Source organism: Citrobacter tructae (assembly GCF_004684345.1).
GTDB lineage: Bacteria > Pseudomonadota > Gammaproteobacteria > Enterobacterales > Enterobacteriaceae > Citrobacter > Citrobacter tructae.
Genome location: NZ_CP038469.1, coordinates 1,316,154 through 1,339,276 on the forward strand (window position 1 = coordinate 1,316,154; position 23,123 = coordinate 1,339,276).

Genomic DNA, 23,123 nt, shown 5'->3' on the forward strand with positions numbered 1-23,123 from the left:
GCGATGGTAAACCTGGTTATTGTGTCTCATAGCGCTCAGTTGGGCGCAGGCGTCGGCGAGTTAGCCCGACAGATGTTAATGGGCGAAGGGTGCAAACTGGCGATCGCCGCGGGCATTGACGATCCCGAAAACCCGATTGGCACCGATCCGATTAAGGTGATGGAAGCCATTGAGTCCGTCGCGGATGCGGATCACGTGCTAGTGATGATGGATATTGGCAGCGCGTTATTAAGTGCGGAAACCGCGTTGGAGCTGCTTGAACCGGCAATCGCCGCGAAGGTGCGGTTGTGCGCAGCCCCGCTGGTTGAAGGCACGCTGGCCGCAACGGTCAGCGCCGCAGCGGGTGCCGATATCGACCGCGTCATTCGCGATGCCATGAACGCCCTCGACGCCAAATATGAGCAACTGGGTTTACCCTCGTCGTCCCCGACCACCACCGCACCGTCAGCACTCGCGGCCGATGCGGAGGCCCATTCGATTGCGGTAGTGGTCAAAAACCCCAACGGCATCCACGTTCGCCCGGCGTCACGACTGGTCTCCACGCTGTCTGGCTTTCGCGCCGAGATGCTGCTTGAGAAAAACGGTAAGTGTGTGGTCCCTGACAGTCTGAACCAAATCGCCCTGCTGCAAGTGCGCTGTAATGACACGCTGCGCTTAATTGCCAAAGGCGAACAGGCCGACGACGCGCTGGCTGCGTTCAAACAGCTGGCTGCAGAGAATTTTGGTGAATCCGTTGAGCAACCGCATGCTGGCGACATCACGAACTCAGACCCCGTACAGGTAACGGGAGTGGCCTTTTGCTATATGCCGGTCGCAGCAGACGTATCCCCGACGCCTGCCACCAATGTGCAGCACGAACAGCAGCGGTTACAGGCGGCTATCCACAATACGCTGGAAGATTTGAGCGGTTTGACGGCGCTTGCCGAAGAGAAATACTCAGCGGATATTGCCGCGATTTTCTCCGGTCACCACACGCTGCTGGACGATGCCGAGTTGTATGACATGGCCTGCGAGTTAATGCGCGAAAAACAGTGTTGCGCTGAATATGCCTGGCACACTGTACTGAGCGATCTGAGCCAGCAGTATCTCCAGCTCGACGATCCTTATTTGCAGGCGCGGTATATCGACATTGACGATTTGCTGTACCGGACACTGCGGCATTTAGCCGGAATACCTGCGCAAATCCCGACCTTTATTCACCCGACAATTCTGGTGGCGGACGTCATTTACCCGTCCACCGTACTGCAGTTGGATCCGCTGACCATCAAAGGTATCTGTCTGCGGGCCGGCAGCGAGGCCTCCCATTCGGCGATCATTGCTCGCGAGATGGGTATAGGCTGGGTATGCCAGCAAGGTGAGGCACTTGACACCATCAAAATGGGTGACACCCTGACCCTCGACTGCGTGGCGCATCGAGTCGTCCACGCCGGTTAAACGCTGCTGCACGCCCTGTTAGCGCAAAGGGGGCGTGCAACTTTCAAAACACGCCTGGAAATGTCTGTTTGTTCGCAAAATGGGGGCTCTGTAACGCACAATGGTCGATCCTGAACTAAGGTTTTCTCATGGTAAATGCCGCAACTTCGGCACGCCGCTAAGGAGATTACCCGATGATAACGCCAGCAATTCGCCGCACTGGCCCACTCTCTGTTGCAATAAAATTGACGCTCGCAAGTACCCTTTTCGCCCTTGCCTCATTCGGCACCCACGCCGAGGAACAGCCAGCCAGTACCCCGCAATCCCCTGATATCCTGCTCGGCCCGCTGTTTAATGATGTGCAAACCGCCAAACTGTTTCCAGATCAGAAAACCTTTGCCGACGCGGTGCCCAACAGCGACCCGCTGATGATCCTTGCCGATTACCGGATGCAGAAAAACCAGTCCGGCTTCGATTTACGCCATTTTGTCAGCGTGAATTTTACGCTGCCCAAAGAAGGTGAGAAATACGTGCCGCCTGCCGGACAGTCGCTGCGCGAGCACATCGATGGGCTGTGGCCGGTGTTAACGCGCTCAACAACTGACGCCGAAAAGTGGGATTCATTACTGCCGCTGCCGGAACCGTATGTCGTACCCGGCGGCCGTTTTCGCGAAATATATTATTGGGACAGCTATTTCACCATGCTGGGGCTTGCCGAGAGCAACCATTGGGACAAAGTTTCCGATATGGTGGCGAACTTCGCTTACGAAATTGATGCCTGGGGACACATTCCTAATGGCAACCGCAGCTATTACTTGAGCCGCTCCCAGCCACCGTTCTTCGCCTTTATGGTTGAACTGCTGGTACAGCACGACGGCAATGACGCGCTGAAAAAATACCTGCCACAGATGCAGAAAGAATACAGCTACTGGATGGAGGGCATCGAAACGCTCCAGCCAGGCCAGCAGAACAAACGGGTGGTCAAACTGGCTGACGGCACCGTTTTAAACCGCTACTGGGATGACCGCGATACGCCAAGACCCGAGTCCTGGGTTGAAGATATCGCCACCGCCAAAAGCAACCCGAACCGTCCGGCCACCGAAATTTATCGCGATCTACGTTCGGCTGCCGCCTCGGGCTGGGACTTCAGCTCGCGCTGGATGGACAATCCGAACCAGTTAAGCACCCTGCGCACCACCAGTATCGTCCCTGTCGACCTCAATGCGCTGCTGTACAAGATGGAAAAAATGATCGCGCTTGGCAGCAAAGCCGCAGGCGATGAAGCTAAAGCCACGCAGTACGAAGGCTTCGCCAATGCGCGGCAAAAAGGGATCGAAACGTACCTATGGAACGACAAAGAAGGTTGGTACGCCGACTACGATTTGAAAAGTAAGAAAGTACGCAATCAGCTCACCGCCGCCGCCCTGTTCCCGCTGTATGTCAATGCGGCGGCCAACGATCGCGCCAGCAAAGTGGCAACGGCGACCCAGACGCATCTGCTGCAACCCGGCGGTCTGGCTACTACGTCGGTAAAAAGCGGTCAACAGTGGGATGCCCCCAACGGCTGGGCGCCACTACAATGGGTCGCGGCGTCCGGCCTACACAACTACGGCCAGGATAACGTCGCCATGGACGTCACCTGGCGATTCCTGACCAACGTTCAGCATACCTATGACCGCGAGAAAAAGCTGGTTGAAAAGTATGACGTCAGCAGCACAGGAACCGGTGGCGGCGGTGGCGAATATCCGTTACAGGACGGTTTTGGCTGGACCAACGGCGTAACGCTGAAAATGCTCGACCTGATTTGCGCCAAAGAAAAGCCCTGTGACAGCGTACCCGCATCACGACCGACCCCGACAAGTACAACGCCAGCTGAGCCTAAAAAACAGACTCAACCGACGCCTTAACGTCATTACCTGAGACGTTTTACTCCCTGAATCCGCGCTATGCCGCGGATTTTTTCTGTCTTATTTTTCGCCATTTAAGCTGTCTCTATACCCTCTAGCCCTTATGGGGTATCCGGGGTTTTCATCCGTGTGAAATTGATTCTGAACATGTTTTTATTCGATATATATGTAAATATATAGCGAATTTGTAACCTTCAGGACACTGATAATGGCACTGACAAGACGGATGTTTGCCCAGCTTGTGGCATCTGCACTGCTGCTACGCCATCTTCCCGCATTGGCTCAAACGCCGCTAACCGTTACCGTTGGAGGCACGCAAGGGCCGAATATAATCCAACGCGTGGTCAGCGCGGGGGCACCCGCTGACATGCTGCTGCTGGCCGTCGCGCCGGAAAAACTGGTGGGGCTTTCCTCCTTTGATTTCTCTCGCCAGACCGCCATCCCGTTCCACGATGATATTCGGGCATTACCGAAACTGGGCAGGCTGGCGGGGCGCGCCAGTACGCTCTCACTTGAAGCGCTACTGGCGCTCAAACCCGACCTGGTGGTTGACTGCGGCAATGCCGATGAAACCTGGCTTTCTCAGGCAAGGCAGGTCAACGCACAAACACAAATCCCCTGGCTACTGATTAACGGTGAACTTCGACAAACGCCGGCGCAGTTGACTGCGGCGGGTAATGCGCTGGGAACCACAACGCGAGCCACCGTGCAGGCCGAGCTTGCCCGGCGATTCATTGATGAAGCTGATGTTTTCTCGCGCTCTGCCGCCGCCAACCTGCGTTTCTATGCCGCACGCGGTGCCCGAGGACTGGAAACTGGTTTACAAGGTTCTTTGCATACCGAAGCGGCAGAGTTGCTGGGGTTACACAACGTGGCGCAGATCACTGGTCGACAGGGGCTGGCGCAGGTGTCAATGGAAAACCTGCTGAACTGGCAGCCTGACATTATCCTGGTTCAGGATGCGGTGACGGCGCAGTACCTGCGAGAAGATCCTGTCTGGCAAGGGGTTAAAGCCGTTGCCGATAAACGTATTCTGTTTCTCAGCGGCCTGCCATTTGGCTGGCTGGATGCACCTCCTGGTATCAACCGCTTATTGGGGTTACGCCGCCTGCACGCCTGGCTCGATCCACAAGTTGAGGCTTGCTTTAAAGCCGATATGCAGTGCTACGCTGAATTGTTCTGGCATACCACGCTAAGCGATTCCCAGTATCAAAAGCTGGTGGCGGCCTGATGAGAACCTCCACCCTCAGTATTCTGCTGACAGCAGCCATCGTAGTGTGCGTGATGGTCGCCGCAATTTCCGGCGCGTATCGACTGGATGCGCAACACGTCATGGCGCTTATTACCGGTCAGGATAGCGTGTTAGCGCAGGATAAAATTGTCTTCTGGCAAATTCGTTTGCCGCGCATTCTGGCTGCACTACTGCTGGGCGCCGCGCTGGCAGGAGCCGGAACCACCTATCAAGGCATGTTCCGTAACCCGCTGGTTTCACCGGACATTCTCGGCGTGGCCGCGGGCGCCGGTTTAGGTGCCTGCTCGGCCATCCTGCTGGGTTTGCCGATCCTGTTTATTCAGCTGTATGCGTTTGTCGGCGGCCTGCTGGTGGTCGCGGGCGTGTGGCTGATTACCCGCCGGGTGAAACGTCACGATCCGGTTTTAACGCTGGTACTGGTCGGCATTGCGTTGGGCACGGTGTGCGGCGCGGGCATTTCGCTGATCAAAACGCTGGCCGACCCGTATACCCAGCTACCATCAATTACCTTCTGGCTGCTCGGCGGTTTATCCACCATCACGGCGCACGATCTCTGGTTCTCTGCCCCACTGATTGTGGCCGGTTCGATCCCGCTGTTGCTGCTGCGCTGGCGCATGAATTTGCTTACGCTGTCAGATGATGAAGCCCGCTCGCTGGGCATCAACGTGTCCCGACTGCGGCTGGGACTGATTGTCTGCGCTACGCTGATTACCGCCTGTACCGTTGCTATTGCAGGGATTATCGGTTGGATCGGATTAGTGGTGCCGCATATTGGCCGACTGCTCAGCGGTAACAATCATCAGCAACTGCTGCCGGTTTCAATGGGCATCGGGGCCATATTGCTGCTGCTGACCGATACCCTCGCGCGCACGCTAAGTAGCACGGAAATCCCTCTGGGGATCCTGACCGCATTTATTGGTGCGCCGTTCTTCTTGCTCCTGCTGCTGCGGGGGGGCCGTTCATGACGCTGCTGACCGTGCAACACGCCTCTCTGGGATACCACGTCCGTCAGCCCCTATTACACAACGTTTCGTTCAGTGTAAGCGAAGGGTCCATTTGCTGCCTGCTTGGCGCAAACGGCAGCGGAAAAACGACGCTGATGCGCACCCTTCTTGGCATTCACCCACTCTTACAGGGCAACATTTTTCTGGATGGCGTTGCGGTAAATCACCTCAGCGAACATGAACGCGCCCGCGCCATCGCCTGGGTGCCGCAGGCGCATGATGGGGCGTTTGCCTTCACCGTTCTCGACATGGTGATGATGGGACTGGCCCCGCAAATGGCGGCATTTGCGGTTCCCGGCGCCAGAGAGCGCGAAACGGCTCTACAACCATTGGAAATGCTGGGAATTAGCCATCTAGCGTATCGACGCTGGAACACGCTGAGCGGTGGGGAACGCCAACTGGTGTTGATTGCCCGTGCGCTGGCACAGCGTCCGCGACTGCTATTGCTGGATGAACCAGCATCCAGCCTCGATTTTGGTCATCAGATCCGTTTGCTCGACACGCTGGTTACCCTAAAAGATTCCGGCATGGCCTTGCTGATGTCGACCCACCATCCTCTGCATGCGCGAGCCATAGCCGACAGCGTGGTACGCGTCGAACCGGACGGCGCGGTGTCGCAAGGTCTTCCTGAACACCAGCTCGCCGCCGATCGACTGGCTGCATTGTATCGCGTTACACCGTCACAAATTACCCACCATCTCTTTGGCTCACACAATTAAGGAATAATAATGCTCATTGACGACATTGATTTTGCCGATCTTTACCGTAAACAGTTACAGCTGGCGAACAGAACCGAGAAAAAGCCGGAGCACTGGGATAAACGTGCGGAAAAAATGGCCGAGAATTGCGCCACATTAACCGACAGCTACCTGCTTCAGCTACTGGGAAAGATTGACCTGAAAGGCGCGGAGTCACTGTTTGACATGGGCTGCGGTCCCGGTACAGTCGCGCTGGCGCTGGCCAAAAAGATACCGATAATCTACGGCGTGGATTACAGCCAGGGAATGCTGAGCGTTGCCGCCCGCCGCGCCGGGCAAATGAACGCCCACCACATACGCTGGGTCCAGCGAGCCTGGGAAGAACACTGGGACGATTTACCTCAGTGTGATATCGCCGTCGCCTCACGCTCCACGCTGGTTGCCGACATGCGTCAGGCTATGACCAAACTGAATAATCAGGCACGGCTGCGGGTATACACCACCCATCTTGTCAATTCTTCATTTGTCTCCCCTACCATTCAGCGCGCGCTGGGTCGTGAGGTGATTGAACTTCCCAACTACATATATGCGCTGAATGTCCTGTATCAGATGGGCATCCATGCCCACGTTGATTTCATCCGCGGACCAAACTGTCAGCAGGACAACAGCTCCTGGACACGTTTTCTGGAAAACGTACGCTGGAGCATGGGCGAGCTCAGTACCGACGAGACTGAACGTCTGGAGCACTGGTATCAACAGCAGGACCCCCGCACCATTGCGCCCGCCAGCCGCGACTGGGCGCTGATCTGGTGGGACAGCGTGCCGCGGGAGGTACTGCAATGATCTACTTTTCGCAAGCGCAAACTGATGCGCTACTGCAGGAAGATATTCAGGGTGGCGATCTGACCACCCGGGCGCTGGGTATTGGCGCACAACCAGGAGTCATCACGTTTTACCATCGCCAGGGAGGATGCGTGAGCGGCATAGCTGTCGCCAGACAAATGCTGCATTCATTAGGTTTGACCGTCACTGAACAGCTGTCTGATGGCGAACACGCGGTCGCTGAACAGTTACTCATTCGTGCCCGCGGCAACGCGGCAGCGCTGCATCAGGGCTGGAAGGCGGTCCAGAATGTGCTGGAGTGGAGCTGCGGCATCTCACACTATCTCGACGCGATGCTAAGCGTTACCCGCAGCCGCTACCCTGATGCGCAGATTGCCTGTACCCGCAAAGCCATTCCCGGCACGCGTATGCTGGCGACTCAGGCAATACTCGCCGCCGGGGGCATTATCCATCGGGGAGGATGCGCCGAAACGGTACTGCTGTTTGCTAATCACCGTCGTTTTCTCACTGACCAGCACGATTGGGCGGGTGCCATCGCGCAGTTGCGACACCATGCGCCGGAAAAAAAGATTGTCGTCGAAGCGGATACGCCAGATGAGGCATTGGCGGCGCTACGCGCCGCGCCCGATGTGCTGCAACTCGACAAATTTACCCCTGAGCAGGCGGCAGATATCGCCCGCCAGGCGCCCTCTCTGGCCCCACATTGCACACTGGCACTGACTGGCGGCATTACCCTCGCTTCGCTGGCAAGTTATCTCGACTGCGGCATCAGACTCTTTATCACCTCCGCGCCTTATTACGCACCACCTGCGGATATCAAAGTCACCCTGAGCCCGGATGCACACGGTATTTAATATTCTTAAATGGACTAAAAATAATGAATTTCACCAACAGTTGTCTTTACACAGCGCTGTCGCTTGCTTTCGCGCAGAGTGCTTTTGCTGGGCAGGAAAGCGAAACCATGACCGTCTGGTCAAGCCCGGCCTCCGCCGCAACCACCACGGTTCTTGGCCAGGAAACAATACAAAAACTGGATAAACAAAACGTCGCCCAGGCGCTGAGCGTAGTCCCCGGCGTGGTGCTGCAAAAATCCGGCAACCGTAATGAGCAACAGGTCAAAGTGCGCGGGTTTGACAGTCGCCAGGTGCCGGTCTTTTTCGACGGTGTTCCGGTGTATATCCCCTACGACGGTAATCTTGATTTAGGCCGTTTTCTCACCTCCGACATCGCCTCGGTTGAAGTCTCCAAAGGCTATTCATCGTTATTGCAAGGTCCAAACCAGATGGGCGGCGCAATCAACATCACCACAAAAAAACCCAGCAAAGCGATTGAGGGCAGCATTGGCTATCGGCAGGGCTGGAGTCGTAGCAAAGACAACGCCCATGATATGCATGCGTCTTTTGGCGCCAGCAACGATCTCGGCTACATCCAGCTCAGCGGTAGCCAGCTAAAGCAGGATTTCCTCGGATTACCACACGGTGTGGATAATCCGGTGGCCGGCAGCAACGGCAAGATGATCAACTCCTCCGCCGATGATAAACGCGGCATCATCAAGCTGGGATTCACTCCACGCGGCGACGATGAATATGTCCTCACCTACATTAATCAGGACGGCGAAAAGGATAACCCGCCGTACGCCGGAACCAGCAGTCAGAAATCGCGCTACTGGCAATGGCCGCAGTACGATAAAGAGAGTTATTACTATCAGGGCACCACACATCTGGGCGATCGCTTTACCCTGAAAAGTCGGCTGTATCGCGACACCTTTGAAAATACGCTGATGATGTACAACTCGCTGGCCGATCTGAAAAATAAGAAAGGCAGCTATAGTCATTATTCTGACTACAGCGACGGTGCGGGATTGCAGCTCGCCGCCGATATGCGTGAAAACGATCTGCTCTCTTTCGCCGTGAACTGGAAAGACGATGTTCATCGCGAAAAAGGCGCGCCGAATGCAGCTTACGATCGTTATGAAGACCGGACATGGTCTGTCGCCAGCGAATACCAGTGGGCGGCTGCGGACAATGTCGATGTGGTGGCAGGGATAAGCTACGATTGGCGCGACAGCCTGGAGGGAATGAAGCACGAGAAAAATGGCAGCGTTACCCACTATGACGACAACCATCAGTCGGCCTTTAACTGGCAGGTGATGACCAAATACCACTTTGACAATACCGACACGCTGGCGCTGTCCTACTCTGACAGAACGCGTTTCCCGACGTTGAAAGAGCGTTACACCACTTCAAAACCGGCCTATAACCAGGTCGCACTGGTTAACCCACAGCTAAAACCAGAGCGCGCCCGCAGCGTTGACCTCACCTGGAACAGCTCACTCAGCAAGGATTGGGGATTCGAAGCCAGCGTGTATTACAACCGTATTACCGATGCGATCCTGTCGCACAATATTGACGCCGACACGATCCAGAACCAAAACAGCGGTCGGGTGGACTACACCGGACTGGATGCAGGCGTTAAAGGCAAGGTCTTCGATATGCTGGACGTGGGACTGAGTTATGGTCTTATCCATGCGGACGTCAAACGCAGCGACATTGGCAAAACGACCGACCTGCCAACGCAAACCCTCACCGCCTGGATGACGCTGAAACCGAGGGATCCACTCAGCATTACGCTGTCTGAAGAGGCTCGCTCGTCAAGCTACAGCAATACCGACGGCTCACAGAAAGCGGCCGGATTTGCCATTACCCATCTCCGCGCGGACTACGCCATCGGCCACGGGTTTAGCGTGAACGCGTCGGTCAATAACCTGTTCGATACGCAGTATGTGTATAGCGAAGGATTTATCGAAGAAGGCCGTAATTTCTGGGCAGGGGTTGAGTATACATTCTAACGTATCGCCATCCAGAGAAGTAAACGGCCCCCGCAGGGGCCGTTCTGTTAATCTCGCCGCACCAGCCGGAAAATGCCCAGCACGAGAATCGCGCCGACGACGGCCACCAGGAAACTGTGCAGATTAAACCCGCTGATATCACCGCCAATACCAAACATGGTTGCCAGCCATCCGCCGACCACGGCCCCGACAATACCGAGAATACAGGTCAGAATAAATCCACCGCCATCACGCCCCGGCATAATCAGTTTGGCGATAACGCCCGCAATCAGACCAAAAATAATCCAGGTAATAATTCCCATTTTCAGGCCCTCTTTCCAGTGAATGCACGCGCAAGCCATTCCTGCGCCAGCACCTTAAGTATAGGCAAGCCGTTGCACGGTGTTTTCCTTCAGCTTGAATTCAGCAGACTTAATAAAAAATTTCATCCATTTGTATTAAGTTCTGTCGCGCAATGCCGATAATCCAACGACAAACCAGGCATCCAGGAGTCATTAGGTGTGAGCAACTACCATGAGCAGTTCCTGAAGCAAAATCCATTAGCGGTGTTAGGCGTTCTCCGGGACTTAAATTCGCAGCAGATCCCACTGCGTATCTCCTGGTCAGGTGGGCAGTTCATCAGCAAAATTCTCGCGGTGAGCCCGGACGAATTGATCATGGATTTTGGCAGCCAGGAATATGAAAACCAGGCCGTTCAGCGGGCCAGCCAGATCTCGATCATCGCCGAAACGCAAGGGGCCAAGGTCGAGTTCACTCTGCCACAGCTTACGAAGGGTGAATATCAACGGCTACCGGCATTTGTCTCGTCGCTGCCGCCTGCGCTGTGGTTTGTCCAGCGTCGGGAATATTTCCGTATTGGTGCTCCGCTGCATCCGCCCTATCACTGCACGGCAAAAATGCCAGATAACAGCATTCTGCGTTTTCGTTTATTCGATTTATCTCTCGGCGGGATGGGCGCATTGTTAGAAGAGACAAAACCAGAGGGACTGGTGGAAGGCATGCGCTTCTCGCAAGTTGAACTGAATATGGAGCAATGGGGGGTTTACCACGTTGACGCCCAGCTTATATCCATTAGCGAACGCAAGGTGATCGACGGGAAAAATGAAACCATCACCACTCCCCGCCTGAGCTTCCGTTTTCTCAACGTCAGCCCGGCGGTGGAGCGAAACTTACAGCGGATTATTTTTTCACTCGAGCGTGAAGCCCGGGAGAAATCCAATAAGGTACGCGAGTAGCATCACGCGTACTACATAGCATCCAGCGCTTGCTGAAGTTTCCAGATATAGCGCGGAGCCTGCGGTGCCGGATGATTATCAGCGACATGCTCAATAAACTCATCCGGGCTGAGATCGTTGATTTTATTAATGGCTTTTTTCCTGTCAGAGGAGAATGTCCGCAGCAGCGCTCCCGCACCGTTGGCATACGACACCACTAGCGCATATTGCATAACCTGTGGGTCTTCGATGCCGGCCAGCGGTCCGGTTTCGAGAATATTCAGGTACGCCGCGCCCATCGAGATATTGCGCTCAGGGTTTTTCAACTCACTGGTCGACGGCTCTCCGCTCCACCCCATACGACGGTACACATCACGCCCTGAAGTGGAGGCTTTGAGCTGCATCAGCCCCACGGCGTTAGATTTACTGACCGCATTCGGGTTTCCGCCCGATTCAATGGCGATGATGGCCGTAATCAATTGTGGGCTTACCCCCCAGGCCGCGCCGGCTTTTTCACTGATCGGCATCCATTGCATTGCGCGTTTAACCGGAACTTCAGCATTCCATGGCGGATTTTTGTAATCTTGTTTTGAACTACAGCCCGCAAGTAATACAACCAAAAAAGCAAACCATCTCAATTTCACGTCATCTATCCTTATAGCCGGAACCTGTCGCTGAGGTGACAACGACATACCTACGCGGCATGATATACATTTGGTTTTAGTTGTAGCAAGGAAATGCCATGTCCCGGTTTCACTTAATTGCCCCTTCGGGCTACTGTATCAACCAGCAAGCGGCATTACGCGGGCTTTCGCGTCTTACTGAGGCCGGTCATCAGGTCGACAATTCAGCGGTCATTGCGCGCCGTTGCCAGCGTTTTGCGGGCACAGAAGCAGAACGGCTGGCAGATGTGAACTCACTCGTTAATCTGAAAACACCCAATACCATTGTGATGCCGGTACGCGGCGGGTACGGCGCCAGCCGTTTATTGGGCGATATTAACTGGCAGGCGCTGGCAGCCCGTCAACAACAAGATCCGCTACTTATCTGCGGACACAGTGATTTTACGGCGATTCAGTGCGGGCTGCTGGCACAAGGCAACGTTATCACCTTCAGCGGCCCGATGCTGGCAGCAAACTTCGGTGCCGAGGAGATGAACGCCTTTACCGAGCATCATTTCTGGCGGGCGTTGCGCAATGCGCAATTTACGATTGACTGGCAGGGTGATGGCCCGGACTGTGCCACCGAAGGGACACTGTGGGGCGGAAATCTGGCGATGCTCATTTCGCTGATTGGCACCCCGTGGATGCCGACCATTGATAACGGTATTTTAGTGCTGGAAGACATTAACGAGCATCCGTTTCGCATCGAGCGCATGCTGTTACAACTGTACCACGCGGGGATTTTAGCCCGTCAGAACGCCATTATTCTCGGCAGCTTTAGCGGCAGCGCGCCGAACGATTATGACGCGGGGTACAATCTGGATGAAGTCTGTACGTTTTTGCGCTCCAGACTGTCGGTACCGTTGATTAGCGGCCTCGATTTTGGTCATGAGCAACGCACTGTCACGCTCCCGCTGGGGGCGAAAGCGGTGCTGAAAAACGTTAAAAATAGCAGCCAGCTCACCTTAACCGGGCATCCGGTACTGAAATCGTAAAAAAAGCCGCTTACAGGGCTAAGTAAAACGCTGTTTCTGCCGCTATTATGTTAGGGTTTATTAATACGAAACAGCGTAATTCAGGAGTAACCGAACGTTGGATGCCGCAGCAATTATCAGCCTTTTTATTTTGGGTTCCGTCCTCGTCACCTGCAGTATCTTACTCAGTTCATTTTCATCACGTCTTGGCATCCCTATTCTGGTGATATTTCTCGCTATCGGCATGTTAGCGGGCGTGGATGGCATTGGCGGTATTCCTTTTGATAACTACCCTTTCGCCTACATGGTGAGTAACCTGGCGCTGGCGATAATTCTGCTCGATGGCGGAATGCGCACCCAGGCCAGCTCCTTTCGCGTGGCGCTGGGCCCGGCATTATCGCTGGCGACCATTGGCGTACTTATCACCTCCGGTTTAACCGGCATGATGGCCGCCTGGCTGTTTCATCTGGATCTTATTGAAGGGCTGCTGATTGGCGCGATTGTCGGCTCAACCGACGCCGCAGCGGTTTTTTCCCTGCTCGGCGGTAAGGGTCTTAACGAACGTGTCGGCTCTACGCTGGAAATAGAATCAGGCAGCAATGATCCGATGGCGGTGTTTCTGACCATCACGCTTATCGAAATGATCCAAAACCATGAGACCGGTTTAAGCTGGATGTTCGCTGTGCATATCATCCAGCAGTTTGGCCTGGGAATCGTGCTCGGCCTTGGCGGTGGTTATCTGCTACAGCAAATGATTAACCGGATATCGCTGCCTGCTGGATTGTATCCTTTGCTGGCCTTAAGCGGCGGGATCCTCGTCTTTGCCGTCACCACTGCTCTTGAAGGCAGCGGTATTCTGGCGGTCTATCTGTGTGGTTTTCTGCTGGGTAATCGCCCGATTCGTAACCGGTTTGGCATTCTGCAAAACTTCGACGGTCTGGCCTGGCTGGCGCAAATCGCCATGTTCCTGGTGCTGGGGTTGCTGGTTACGCCGTCCGACCTGCTGCCTATCGCGATCCCTGCGCTGATTTTGTCTGCGTGGATGATTTTCATTGCCCGTCCGCTGTCAGTGTTCACCGGGTTGTTGCCGTTCCGGGGCTTCAATCTGCGTGAGCGCATATTCATCAGCTGGGTTGGCCTGCGCGGCGCGGTGCCGATCATCCTCGCCGTTTTCCCGATGATGGCGGGGCTTGAGAATGCGCGTCTGTTTTTCAACGTCGCGTTCTTCGTGGTATTAATTTCGTTGCTGTTTCAGGGGACATCGCTCTCATGGGCGGCCAAAAAAGCCAAGGTGGTGGTTCCGCCGGTCGGCTGGCCCGTCTCCCGTATTGGTCTTGATATTCATCCGGATAATCCCTGGGAGCAGTTTGTTTATCAACTGAGCGCGGATAAATGGTGTGTGGGCGCCGCGCTGCGCGACCTGCATATGCCAGAGGAGACGCGAATAGCCGCGTTGTTTCGTGACAACGTGCTGTTTCACCCGTCGGGCAGCACTCGCCTGCGTGAAGGCGACGTCCTGTGCGTCATTGGTCGCGAACGCGATCTCCCCGCTCTTGGCAAACTCTTCAGCCAGTCGCCACCGGTGTCGTTAGACCAGCGTTTCTTTGGTGATTTTATTCTCGAAGCCAGCGCGAAATATGCCGACGTGGCGCTGATTTATGGCCTCGACGATGGCACCGAGTATCGTGATAAGCAGCAAACATTGGGTGAAATCGTCCAGCAATTGTTAGGCGCCGCGCCAGTTGTCGGTGACCAGGTTGAATTTGCTGGGATGATCTGGACAGTAGCCGAGAAAGAAGATAATTCGGTGCTGAAAGTGGGTGTTCGTGTCGCAGAAGACGAAGATGAATAACTGAAACAGGTTGCCGGATGGTGCATGCCACCCGGCAACCTAAAGAGTTACACCGTCACAACAGGGACGCGCAGCGCCAGCGAGCACATTAACTCGTACCCCACCGTACCCGCTGCGAGAGCTACATCATCAATTTTTATCTCTTTGCCCCACAGTTCCACCGGCGTACCGATGCCTGCCTGCGGACACGGCGTCAGATCCACCGCCAGCATATCCATTGACACCGTGCCAACGGTCCCAGTGCGGACACCGTCCACCAGCACTGGCGTACCGCTTGGCGCATGACGCGGATAACCATCTGCATATCCGGTCGCCACTATGCCGATGCGTTGTTCGCCACTGGCAGTGTAACGCCCACCATAACCGACCCGATCGCCGGCCTTCAGCGTTTGCACGCCGATGATTTCACTGCTCAGGGTCATAACCGGTTTTAGGCCGGTGTTGGCGATGTCCCGCCAGTGCCCCGACGGAGAGGCACCGTAGAGAATAATACCCGGACGAACCCAGTCAAAATGCGCCTCCGGGTGCCACAGCGTGGCTGCCGAATTCGACAACGAGCGTTTGCACTCCACCCCTTCCGTCGCCTGCGCAATACGCGTCATCGCTTCCTGAATGCCGTCCGGGTGTTCGGCATCGGCAAAGTGCGACATCAGCGTCATTTCACCCACGTTAGGCATCGCCCGCAGCTGTTGCCAGACGGTCGCCACTCGCTCAGGCAAAAAGCCCAGACGGTTCATGCCGCTGTTAACCTTCAGATAAACATCCAGCGGGGCGTTCAGTCGGGCGTTTTGTAACGCTTTAAGCTGCCAGTTGCTATGTACACAGGTGGTCAGACGATATTGGTCATACACCGTCAGATCTTCAGCGTGGAAAAACCCTTCCAGCATTAAGATCGGGCCTTTCCAGCCCCGGTCGCGCAGCGTTATCGCTTCTTCCAGATTGAGCATGGCGAAACCATCGGTGGTCCCCAGCGCATTCCAGACGCGCTCAATGCCATGTCCATAGGCATTGGCTTTCACCACTGACCAGACACGGGCGTCCGGTGCAGCCTGACGCGCAATGCTTAAGTTTTGTTTCAACGCCTGCAGGTCAATGCTGGCCAGTATCGGGCGGGTCATCTCGCGTCCTTATCAGCTATGTGCGCCGTGTAAATGTCGTGGACGTGACGGGGTAAACCCCGGGCTGTAACGTGCTACGCTCAGGTCGTCGTAGGGGATTGCAGGAGTCCGGCCAGAAAGGATGTCGCTCAGCAGTTGTCCCGAACCGCAGGCCATGGTCCAGCCCAGCGTGCCATGACCGGTATTGAGCAGCAGATTCTTAAAGCGGGTACGCCCTACCACAGGCGTACCGTCTGGCGTCATCGGCCTCAGCCCAGTCCAGAAGGTTGCCTGCTCCACATGACCACCACGCGGGAAGAGATCGCGCACTACCATTTCCAGCGTTTCACGGCGCGGCTGTAATAATTCGGTATTGAATCCAACAATCTCCGCCATGCCGCCCACGCGGATACGGTTATCGAAGCGGGTAATGGCGATTTTGTAGGTTTCATCAAGGATAGTCGATACCGGAGCCCCGTCGTCTTCGGCTACCGGAATCGTCAGCGAATACCCTTTTAGCGGGTAAACCGGGATATCCACTATCCCTTTCAGCATTGCCGTGGAGTAAGAGCCAAACGCCATCACATAGGCATCGGCTTTAATGATTTCCTCACCACACTGCACGCCATAAATCTGTTCACCATCGCAGAGCAGTTTATCGACCGGCGTGTTGAAGCGGAATTTCACCCCCGCTAACTCCGCCATTTGCGCCAGGCGTTGGGTAAACAGCTGGCAGTCACCGGTTTCGTCATTCGGTAAACGCAGACCGCCGGTCAGCTTGTGCGCCACTTCGGCCAGCGCCGGTTCTACTTCCGCGAGGCGATGGGCTTCAAGCAGTTGATACGGTACGCCCGCATCTTCCAGAACGGCGATATCGCGCGTGGCGTTCTCATACTGCTGCGCGGTACGGAACAGTTGCAACGTCCCGCCCTGACGACCTTCGTATTCAATGCCGGTGGTTGCACGCAGTACCTTCAGACAATCACGGCTGTATTCCGCCAGACGCACCATACGTCCTTTGTTTTCCATGTAATGGCTGGTATCGCAATTGCGCAGCATTTGCCACATCCATTTCAACTGGAACTGGGTCCCGTCAAGGCGAACGGCCAGCGGAGCATGGCGCTGGAACATCCATTTAATCGCTTTTAGCGGTACACCGGGTGCCGCCCATGGTGCTGCATAACCTGGAGAAATTTGCCCCGCATTTGCCGCACTGGTTTCCAGTGCCGGGCCGGGCTCACGATCAATGACGGTGACATCGTGCCCAGCCTGACTTAAATACCAGGCGCTGGTCACGCCAACGACACCACTTCCCAGTATGACAACTCGCATAGCCACTCCGTTAACAGTAAAAGAACAATCATCTAATTACATCTTGATAACTCAGTTGAAAATATTATTCAACATATGGCTTTTTTATGGTGATGTATCTCACACATAGCGGCAATGACAGGGAAGTCTCCGCTTTGGCATCTCCTGCTGTGCGTCATTTTTATCCAGCATAAAATTTTGTAGACATCGCGTTTTTCGGCGCTGCATTGATGTGATATCGCAAAGAAAAATTTTCTGCTGCAGCACGCTTTTTAACACCGTGTTCTATGCTTGAAATGAGGTACTCCAGACAGAGAGTGCCGCCAACAATGAGGGTGCGCGAATGGCTACGATTGATTCCATGAACAAGGACACCACACGGTTGAGCGATGGACCCGACTGGACGTTTGAACTGCTGGATGTTTATCTGGCGGAAATAGACCGCGTGGCAAAACTCTACCGACTGGAGACCTACCCGCACCAAATCGAGGTCATCACCTCCGAGCAGATGATGGATGCCTACTCCAGCGTCGGGATGCCGATTAACTATACCCACTGGTCGTTTGGTAAAAAGTTCATTGAAACCGAACGTCTGTATAAGCACGGTCAGCAAGGGCTGGCCTATGAGATTGTCATCAACTCTAACCCCTGCATCGCGTATCTGATGGAGGAGAACACCATCACCATGCAGGCGCTGGTGATGGCGCACGCCTGCTACGGGCATAACTCCTTCTTCCGGAACAACTACCTTTTCCGTAGCTGGACGGATGCCAGCTCAATCGTTGATTATCTGATTTTTGCACGAAACTACATAACCCAGTGCGAAGAGCGTTACGGCGTCGATGAAGTCGAAAAACTGCTCGACTCCTGCCATGCGCTCATGAATTACGGCGTCGACCGCTATAAACGTCCGCAAAAAATTTCATTACAGGAAGAGAAAGCGCGGCAAAAAAGCCGTGAGGAATATCTACAAAGCCAGGTGAATATGCTGTGGCGCACCTTGCCGAAAAAAGAAGAAGAAAAAACCGTGTTTGAAGCGCGGCGTTATCCCTCTGAGCCACAGGAAAACCTGTTGTACTTCATGGAGAAAAACGCCCCTCTGCTGGAGTCCTGGCAGCGTGAAGTCCTGCGTATCGTGCGCAAAGTGAGCCAGTATTTTTATCCGCAGAAACAAACCCAAGTGATGAACGAAGGCTGGGCGACGTTCTGGCATTACACCATCCTTAACCACCTTTATGATGAAGGCAAAGTCACCGAACGGTTTATGCTGGAGTTTTTACACAGCCATACCAATGTGGTGTTCCAGCCGCCGTATAACAGCCCGTGGTATAGCGGAATCAACCCCTATGCGCTTGGATTCGCCATGTTCCAGGACATCAAGCGTATTTGTCAGTCCCCGACCGAGGAAGATAAATACTGGTTCCCGGATATTGCGGGTTCTGACTGGCTGGAAACGCTGCACTTCGCCATGCGTGATTTTAAAGACGAGAGCTTTATCAGCCAGTTCCTGTCACCGAAAGTGATGCGTGATTTCCGCCTGTTCACCGTGCTGGACGATGACAGACACAATTACCTGGAAATCTCAGCGATTCATAACGAAGAGGGGTATCGTGAAATTCGCAATCGGTTGTCGTCACAGTATAATCTGAGCAACCTGGAGCCAAACATTCAGGTGTGGAATGTCGATCTGCGTGGCGATCGCTCCCTCACTTTGCGTTATATCCCGCATAATCGCGCCCCGCTGGATAAGGGCCGCAAAGAGGTGCTGAAGCACGTCCATCGGTTATGGGGTTTTGACGTGACTCTGGAGCAACAGAATGAGGATGGCAGTGTTGAACTGCTGGAACGTTGTCCGCCGAGGATGAACGGCCTGTAAAAACAAAACCCCTCGAATGAGGGGTTTTTTATTTAGCGGCTTAGCGGCCTTGAATGGCTAAATCGCCGGGCAGGTTTTTCTGCATGCGATGCCAAATCTCGCCGCTGTCGTGACCGTAACTGCGCACCGTTTCATACACCTGGTCATGGGAACCCTGCTCGCAGAGTAATGACAGCTTACGGTAGAAGCTCAGCGCCAGGCTACGGGCTTCCGGATTGGCGAAATAATGACGACCAATGCGGGTATATAATCCTTTCATGCCGTTGAGGATCAAGCCGTAAATCGGGTTACCGGAAGCGAATGCCAGGCCGCGGAAAATGTTGTAATCCAGGTCAGCAAAGGCGTCAGCGTGGTCGGCCACCTGATTTGCGGTAGCCAGCACTTCCTGCGCTTTGTCCGGATGTTGACGGAACGCAGTACGGATAAAGATCGTCGAGATGTTGGTCCGCACCGACAGCAGATTATCAATGAGCTGCGGAACGCTCTCGTGATCGAGGCGCGCCAGCGTTTCAAGGATATTCAGTCCGGACGTTTCCCAGAAATTATTCACTTTCGTCGGTTTGCCGTGCTGAATGGTCAACCAGCCGTCTCGTGCCAGGCGCTGCAACACTTCGCGTAGCGTGGTTCGTGTTACTCCGATAAGTTCAGAGAGTTCACGTTCAGCGGGCAAAATAGTGCCAGGTGGGAAGCGGTTATTCCAGATACTTTCAATGATGTACTCTTCCGCGAACCCCGCCGGGCTTTGCGCCTTAATGACCATAGTAATAATTCCATTACACAGCAAAACATAGTTACAGTTATCATACCAGACGGGTTTCATAGCTGATAGCGGACACCACGAAGAAAAAGTGGATCAAGTCTTCATTTTCCAGATAACGCGGATTCACAGCTGGCATACCACGTCAGCTGAAGAGCTTGCCTGCTTTCCTTCGTCCCGTTAAGCTTTACGATCAAACATAAAAACATGATTTCATTTTTATAGGTAAGGGAAACTGCCATGGAGCTATCCTGGGGTCGCGCGCTGTGGCGCAATTTTTTAGGTCAATCGCCGGACTGGTACAAACTTGCATTATTAGTCTTCTTAATCGTTAACCCGATTATCTTCTTCATCAACCCATTTGTTGCCGGTTGGCTGCTGGTGGCTGAGTTCATCTTTACGTTGGCAATGGCGCTTAAGTGTTATCCGCTGCTGCCAGGCGGGTTGCTGGCGATTGAAGCTGTGGTCATCGGCATGACCAGCGCTACGCACGTGCGGGAAGAGATTGCCGCCAATCTTGAGGTGTTATTACTGCTGATGTTTATGGTGGCGGGCATCTACTTTATGAAGCAACTGCTGCTGTTTATTTTTACCCGACTGCTGCTGAGCATTCGCTCTAAGATGCTGTTGTCGCTGTCCTTCTGCGTTGCCGCCGCCTTCCTGTCCGCCTTCCTCGATGCGTTGACCGTGGTCGCCGTAGTGATAAGTGTGGCAGTCGGTTTTTATGGCATTTACCACCGCATCGCCTCTTCCCGTGCGGAAGATAATAATATGCTCGATGACAGCCATATCGATCAGCACAACAAAGCCGTACTTGAGCAGTTCCGCGGTTTTCTGCGTAGCCTGATGATGCACGCAGGGGTCGGTACGGCGTTAGGCGGCGTGATGACCATGGTGGGCGAACCGCAAAACCTGATTATCGCCAAAGCAGCAGGCTGGCACTTCGGTGATTTCTTTCTGCGTATGTCGCCGGTCACCGTCCCGGTGCTTATCTGCGGACTGTTAACCTGCATGCTGGTCGAGAAATTACGTTGGTTTGGCTATGGCGAAACGTTGCCTGAAAAGGTGCGTGACGTTTTGCAGCAATTTGACGATCAGAGCCGCCAGCAGCGAACCCGTCAGGACAAGATCAAACTGATTGTCCAGGCGATTATCGGCGTCTGGCTGGTGATTGCCTTGGCCCTGCATCTGGCGGAAGTTGGGCTCATTGGCCTGTCGGTTATCATCCTGGCCACCTCGTTAACCGGGGTAACGGACGAACATGCTATCGGTAAAGCGTTCACCGAGTCGCTGCCGTTCACCGCGCTGCTGACCGTGTTTTTCTCGATTGTCGCCGTGATTATCGACCAGCAACTGTTCGCACCGATTATTCAGTTCGTATTACAGGCCTCAGAACATGCGCAGCTCACACTGTTCTATCTCTTCAACGGCCTGCTGTCTTCTATTTCCGATAACGTCTTTGTTGGGACAATCTATATCAACGAAGCCAAAGCGGCGCTGGAAAACGGAACGATCAGTCTTAATCAGTATGAACTGTTGGCGGTGGCGATTAATACCGGAACCAACCTGCCTTCCGTCGCCACGCCAAATGGTCAGGCGGCATTCCTGTTCCTGCTGACTTCCGCGTTGGCGCCATTAATTCGCCTCTCCTATGGCCGCATGGTATGGATGGCGCTGCCTTATACCCTCGTGCTGACGCTGGTTGGTCTTCTGTGCGTGGAATTCACCCTCGTTCCGGTGAGTGAATGGATGACGAAAATAGGCTGGATAGCTACACTTTAATAACAATTTACCGGGCAAATCACTGCCCGGTTTGACTTTTTGCATGATAATTATCCGATTACACAATATTTCAATAGCTGCTAGTGGCGCATAAATTGAATTGGTTTAAACTGCGCTCTCTACGCATGTTGCAGGGAAATTATTATGTTGCGATTTTTAAACCAGTGCTCCCGAGGTCGTGGAGCATGGTTATTGTTGGCGCTAACCGCCCTGGCGCTGGAACTCGTTGCTCTTTGGTTCCAGCACGTTATGCTGCTTAAACCTTGCGTGTTGTGTATTTACGAACGTAGTGCGTTATTCGGCGTGATGGCGGCAGGCCTGGTGGGTGCTATTGCGCCAAAAACACCGCTGCGCTTTGTTGCGATAATTATCTGGATTTACAGTGCCTGGCGCGGTCTGCAGTTAGCGTACGAACACACTATGATCCAACTTCACCCGTCACCGTTCATGACCTGTGATTTTGCTGCGCGCTTCCCGAGCTGGTTACCGCTGGATAAATGGTTGCCTCAGGTTTTCCTGGCATCCGGTGACTGCGCCGAACGGCAGTGGTCTTTTTTAACCCTCGAAATGCCACAGTGGCTATTAGGGATCTTTGCTGCGTACCTTGTGGTCGCCGTGCTGGTGGTGATTGCCCAACCGTTTAAACCGAAAAAACGCGACCTCTTCGGTCGTTAACAGAGACGCTCCTCCGGGAGCGTTTTTTTTACCTTAAATTCATTGCCTGCCAGCATTTATAAGATGTATATTAAATACATCTTATAAATGCTGCACCAAGGAGATGTCCCATGACCCATTTACGCATCCCGGCAAACTGGAAAGTTAAACGCTCAACTCCCTTCTTTACGAAAGACACTGTTCCTGCAGCACTGCTTTCGCACCATAACACTGCTGCGGGCGTCTTTGGACAGCTCTGCGTGATGGAAGGTACGGTAACGTATTACGGTTTTGCGAATGAAGAAGCGAAAGAACCTGAAGTGAAAGTGGTGATTAATGCCGGTCAATTTGCGACCAGTCCACCGCAGTACTGGCATCGCGTTGAATTAAGCGACGACGCGCAATTCAACATTAATTTCTGGGTTGAAGATGATAACCACGGAGATGAGATGTATCAGGCGAAAAAGTCTTAATCCTTAACGCCTTTCAGCCAATGGGCGGCTCAGTCCGCCCATGAAGGTTTGTTTAAGATGTGGTCCTGCCAGTCGTGTACTTCTGATTCCTTCACCGCAATATGGCGAACTGAAATACGCTCACCGTGCATCGCTGCTTTAGAGCCGGTCAGCAGCGGGTGCCAGTCCGGCAGACCTTTCCCTTCCGCCAGCAAACGATACGCACAGGTCATCGGCAACCACTCAAAAGTGGGCAGATTATCACGCGTCAGCTTGATGCAGTCAGGCTCATACTCGAATCGACGCTCGTAGTTACGGCACTGGCAGGTTTTAATATTGAGCTGCTTACAGGCAACATTGGTGAAGTAAATTTCATCGGTGTCTTCATCCATCAGCTTGTGCAGGCAGCACTGTCCGCAGCCGTCGCACAACGACTCCCATTCGGCGTCGGTCATTTCATCAAGGGTTTTACTTTGCCAGAAAGGTAATTCGCTCATCGGGATGTCCACATCAAAAATCAGGTTGCA

Annotated in this window: 21 protein-coding genes and 1 pseudogene; 15 read left to right on the forward strand and 7 right to left on the reverse strand. The window is 54.1% G+C overall.

Annotation, left to right across the window (positions count from 1 at the left end):
• The first annotated feature begins 3 nt into the window (after nucleotides 1–3).
• The 8 genes from dhaM to E4Z61_RS06970 all read left to right on the forward strand — a co-directional run bounded on the left by dhaM (nucleotide 4) and on the right by E4Z61_RS06970 (nucleotide 9,965).
• A complete protein-coding gene (gene dhaM, locus E4Z61_RS06935) occupies nucleotides 4–1,434 on the forward strand; it encodes a dihydroxyacetone kinase phosphoryl donor subunit DhaM (RefSeq protein ID WP_135322125.1) in 1,431 nt (476 codons plus the stop codon).
• A gap of 173 nt (nucleotides 1,435–1,607) precedes the next feature.
• Nucleotides 1,608–3,320: an alpha,alpha-trehalase gene (locus tag E4Z61_RS06940; RefSeq protein ID WP_135322126.1), complete on the forward strand. Its 1,713-nt coding sequence runs from the start codon at nucleotides 1,608–1,610 to the stop codon at nucleotides 3,318–3,320.
• Nucleotides 3,321–3,528: 208 nt separating this feature from the next.
• Nucleotides 3,529–4,551, forward strand: coding sequence for an ABC transporter substrate-binding protein (locus tag E4Z61_RS06945; protein ID WP_135322127.1), 1,023 nt, complete (start codon nucleotides 3,529–3,531; stop codon nucleotides 4,549–4,551).
• Nucleotides 4,551–5,537: a FecCD family ABC transporter permease gene (locus E4Z61_RS06950; RefSeq protein ID WP_135322128.1), complete on the forward strand. Its 987-nt coding sequence runs from the start codon at nucleotides 4,551–4,553 to the stop codon at nucleotides 5,535–5,537. The genes E4Z61_RS06945 and E4Z61_RS06950 overlap by 1 nt, the downstream gene beginning before the upstream one ends.
• On the forward strand, nucleotides 5,534–6,295 hold the full coding sequence (locus tag E4Z61_RS06955; protein WP_135322129.1) for an ABC transporter ATP-binding protein: 762 nt from the start codon (nucleotides 5,534–5,536) through the stop codon (nucleotides 6,293–6,295). The genes E4Z61_RS06950 and E4Z61_RS06955 overlap by 4 nt, the downstream gene beginning before the upstream one ends.
• A gap of 9 nt (nucleotides 6,296–6,304) precedes the next feature.
• A complete protein-coding gene (locus E4Z61_RS06960) occupies nucleotides 6,305–7,117 on the forward strand; it encodes a class I SAM-dependent methyltransferase (RefSeq protein WP_135322130.1) in 813 nt (270 codons plus the stop codon).
• Complete coding sequence (gene modD, locus E4Z61_RS06965) at nucleotides 7,114–7,971, forward strand: ModD protein (protein ID WP_135322131.1); 858 nt, start codon at nucleotides 7,114–7,116, stop codon at nucleotides 7,969–7,971. Before E4Z61_RS06960 ends, modD begins: the two co-directional genes overlap by 4 nt.
• Nucleotides 7,972–7,994: 23 nt before the next feature.
• A complete protein-coding gene (locus E4Z61_RS06970) occupies nucleotides 7,995–9,965 on the forward strand; it encodes a TonB-dependent receptor plug domain-containing protein (RefSeq protein ID WP_135322132.1) in 1,971 nt (656 codons plus the stop codon).
• 47 nt (nucleotides 9,966–10,012) lie between these two features.
• On the opposite strand, the gene E4Z61_RS06975 is transcribed toward E4Z61_RS06970, so the two are convergent.
• Nucleotides 10,013–10,267: a GlsB/YeaQ/YmgE family stress response membrane protein gene (locus E4Z61_RS06975; RefSeq protein ID WP_135324900.1), complete on the reverse strand. Its 255-nt coding sequence runs from the start codon at nucleotides 10,265–10,267 to the stop codon at nucleotides 10,013–10,015.
• Between the two features lie 198 nt (nucleotides 10,268–10,465).
• Here E4Z61_RS06975 and ycgR point away from each other — a divergent pair, with 198 nt between their 5' ends.
• Nucleotides 10,466–11,200, forward strand: a complete 735-nt coding sequence (gene ycgR, locus E4Z61_RS06980) for a flagellar brake protein YcgR (protein WP_135322133.1) — start codon at nucleotides 10,466–10,468, stop codon at nucleotides 11,198–11,200.
• Nucleotides 11,201–11,211: 11 nt separating this feature from the next.
• On the opposite strand, the gene emtA is transcribed toward ycgR, so the two are convergent.
• A complete protein-coding gene (gene emtA / locus E4Z61_RS06985) occupies nucleotides 11,212–11,823 on the reverse strand; it encodes a membrane-bound lytic murein transglycosylase EmtA (RefSeq protein ID WP_135322134.1) in 612 nt (203 codons plus the stop codon).
• 98 nt (nucleotides 11,824–11,921) lie between these two features.
• On the opposite strand from emtA, the gene ldcA reads away from it, so the two are divergent.
• Together ldcA and E4Z61_RS06995 are read left to right on the forward strand one after the other, a co-directional pair.
• The gene (gene ldcA, locus E4Z61_RS06990; RefSeq protein WP_135322135.1) at nucleotides 11,922–12,836 is read left to right on the forward strand and encodes a muramoyltetrapeptide carboxypeptidase; all 915 of its coding nucleotides are present in this window, start codon (nucleotides 11,922–11,924) and stop codon (nucleotides 12,834–12,836) included.
• Between the two features lie 130 nt (nucleotides 12,837–12,966).
• Nucleotides 12,967–14,601 (forward strand): annotated as a pseudogene (locus E4Z61_RS06995) (potassium/proton antiporter); the annotation flags it as partial.
• Here the strand turns inward: E4Z61_RS06995 and E4Z61_RS24365 are convergent.
• From E4Z61_RS24365 to E4Z61_RS07005, 3 genes are read right to left on the reverse strand one after another with little or no spacing between them, the layout of a single operon-like run.
• Nucleotides 14,542–14,676: a hypothetical protein gene (locus tag E4Z61_RS24365; RefSeq protein WP_420808710.1), complete on the reverse strand. Its 135-nt coding sequence runs from the start codon at nucleotides 14,674–14,676 to the stop codon at nucleotides 14,542–14,544. The pseudogene E4Z61_RS06995 and the gene E4Z61_RS24365 overlap by 60 nt on opposite strands.
• A gap of 38 nt (nucleotides 14,677–14,714) precedes the next feature.
• On the reverse strand, nucleotides 14,715–15,785 hold the full coding sequence (dadX, locus tag E4Z61_RS07000) for a catabolic alanine racemase DadX (RefSeq protein WP_135322137.1): 1,071 nt from the start codon (nucleotides 15,783–15,785) through the stop codon (nucleotides 14,715–14,717).
• Between the two features lie 12 nt (nucleotides 15,786–15,797).
• Entirely contained in the window at nucleotides 15,798–17,096 is a 1,299-nt protein-coding gene (locus E4Z61_RS07005) for a D-amino acid dehydrogenase (RefSeq protein ID WP_135322138.1), read from the reverse strand.
• A 322-nt stretch (nucleotides 17,097–17,418) separates the two neighbouring features.
• Here E4Z61_RS07005 and E4Z61_RS07010 point away from each other — a divergent pair, with 322 nt between their 5' ends.
• Nucleotides 17,419–18,951: a SpoVR family protein gene (locus E4Z61_RS07010; protein WP_135322139.1), complete on the forward strand. Its 1,533-nt coding sequence runs from the start codon at nucleotides 17,419–17,421 to the stop codon at nucleotides 18,949–18,951.
• A gap of 40 nt (nucleotides 18,952–18,991) precedes the next feature.
• Here E4Z61_RS07010 and fadR read toward each other — a convergent pair whose 3' ends face one another.
• Nucleotides 18,992–19,711, reverse strand: a complete 720-nt coding sequence (gene fadR, locus E4Z61_RS07015; RefSeq protein WP_135322140.1) for a fatty acid metabolism transcriptional regulator FadR — start codon at nucleotides 19,709–19,711, stop codon at nucleotides 18,992–18,994.
• A gap of 237 nt (nucleotides 19,712–19,948) precedes the next feature.
• On the opposite strand from fadR, the gene nhaB reads away from it, so the two are divergent.
• The 3 genes from nhaB to E4Z61_RS07030 all read left to right on the forward strand — a co-directional run bounded on the left by nhaB (nucleotide 19,949) and on the right by E4Z61_RS07030 (nucleotide 22,617).
• Entirely contained in the window at nucleotides 19,949–21,490 is a 1,542-nt protein-coding gene (gene nhaB / locus E4Z61_RS07020; RefSeq protein WP_135322141.1) for a Na(+)/H(+) antiporter NhaB, read from the forward strand.
• Nucleotides 21,491–21,634: 144 nt separating this feature from the next.
• The gene (gene dsbB, locus E4Z61_RS07025) at nucleotides 21,635–22,165 is read left to right on the forward strand and encodes a disulfide bond formation protein DsbB (protein ID WP_135322142.1); all 531 of its coding nucleotides are present in this window, start codon (nucleotides 21,635–21,637) and stop codon (nucleotides 22,163–22,165) included.
• Nucleotides 22,166–22,275: 110 nt separating this feature from the next.
• Nucleotides 22,276–22,617 (forward strand): TehB family protein, encoded by a 342-nt coding sequence (locus E4Z61_RS07030; RefSeq protein ID WP_135322143.1) that lies wholly within the window; start codon nucleotides 22,276–22,278, stop codon nucleotides 22,615–22,617.
• A gap of 29 nt (nucleotides 22,618–22,646) precedes the next feature.
• Here the strand turns inward: E4Z61_RS07030 and E4Z61_RS07035 are convergent, their stop codons facing one another.
• Entirely contained in the window at nucleotides 22,647–23,093 is a 447-nt protein-coding gene (locus tag E4Z61_RS07035; RefSeq protein ID WP_135322144.1) for a YcgN family cysteine cluster protein, read from the reverse strand.
• Nucleotides 23,094–23,123: the final 30 nt, after the last annotated feature.

Bases quoted from the DNA above. Each gene is read 5' to 3' on its own strand.
- ldcA (WP_135322135.1), top strand. From the start codon at position 11,922: ATGTCCCGGTTTCACTTAATTGCCCCTTCGGGCTACTGTATCAACCAG.
- E4Z61_RS07030 (WP_135322143.1), top strand. From the start codon at position 22,276: ATGACCCATTTACGCATCCCGGCAAACTGGAAAGTTAAACGCTCAACT.
- E4Z61_RS06945 (WP_135322127.1), top strand. From the start codon at position 3,529: ATGGCACTGACAAGACGGATGTTTGCCCAGCTTGTGGCATCTGCACTG.
- dhaM (WP_135322125.1), top strand. From the start codon at position 4: ATGGTAAACCTGGTTATTGTGTCTCATAGCGCTCAGTTGGGCGCAGGC.
- E4Z61_RS06955 (WP_135322129.1), top strand. From the start codon at position 5,534: ATGACGCTGCTGACCGTGCAACACGCCTCTCTGGGATACCACGTCCGT.
- E4Z61_RS06940 (WP_135322126.1), top strand. From the start codon at position 1,608: ATGATAACGCCAGCAATTCGCCGCACTGGCCCACTCTCTGTTGCAATA.
- E4Z61_RS07005 (WP_135322138.1), bottom strand. From the start codon at position 17,096: ATGCGAGTTGTCATACTGGGAAGTGGTGTCGTTGGCGTGACCAGCGCC.
- dsbB (WP_135322142.1), top strand. From the start codon at position 21,635: ATGTTGCGATTTTTAAACCAGTGCTCCCGAGGTCGTGGAGCATGGTTA.
- E4Z61_RS06970 (WP_135322132.1), top strand. From the start codon at position 7,995: ATGAATTTCACCAACAGTTGTCTTTACACAGCGCTGTCGCTTGCTTTC.
- E4Z61_RS06960 (WP_135322130.1), top strand. From the start codon at position 6,305: ATGCTCATTGACGACATTGATTTTGCCGATCTTTACCGTAAACAGTTA.
- E4Z61_RS06975 (WP_135324900.1), bottom strand. From the start codon at position 10,267: ATGGGAATTATTACCTGGATTATTTTTGGTCTGATTGCGGGCGTTATC.
- E4Z61_RS07035 (WP_135322144.1), bottom strand. From the start codon at position 23,093: ATGAGCGAATTACCTTTCTGGCAAAGTAAAACCCTTGATGAAATGACC.
- modD (WP_135322131.1), top strand. From the start codon at position 7,114: ATGATCTACTTTTCGCAAGCGCAAACTGATGCGCTACTGCAGGAAGAT.
- nhaB (WP_135322141.1), top strand. From the start codon at position 19,949: ATGGAGCTATCCTGGGGTCGCGCGCTGTGGCGCAATTTTTTAGGTCAA.
- dadX (WP_135322137.1), bottom strand. From the start codon at position 15,785: ATGACCCGCCCGATACTGGCCAGCATTGACCTGCAGGCGTTGAAACAA.
- E4Z61_RS07010 (WP_135322139.1), top strand. From the start codon at position 17,419: ATGGCTACGATTGATTCCATGAACAAGGACACCACACGGTTGAGCGAT.
- E4Z61_RS06950 (WP_135322128.1), top strand. From the start codon at position 4,551: ATGAGAACCTCCACCCTCAGTATTCTGCTGACAGCAGCCATCGTAGTG.
- fadR (WP_135322140.1), bottom strand. From the start codon at position 19,711: ATGGTCATTAAGGCGCAAAGCCCGGCGGGGTTCGCGGAAGAGTACATC.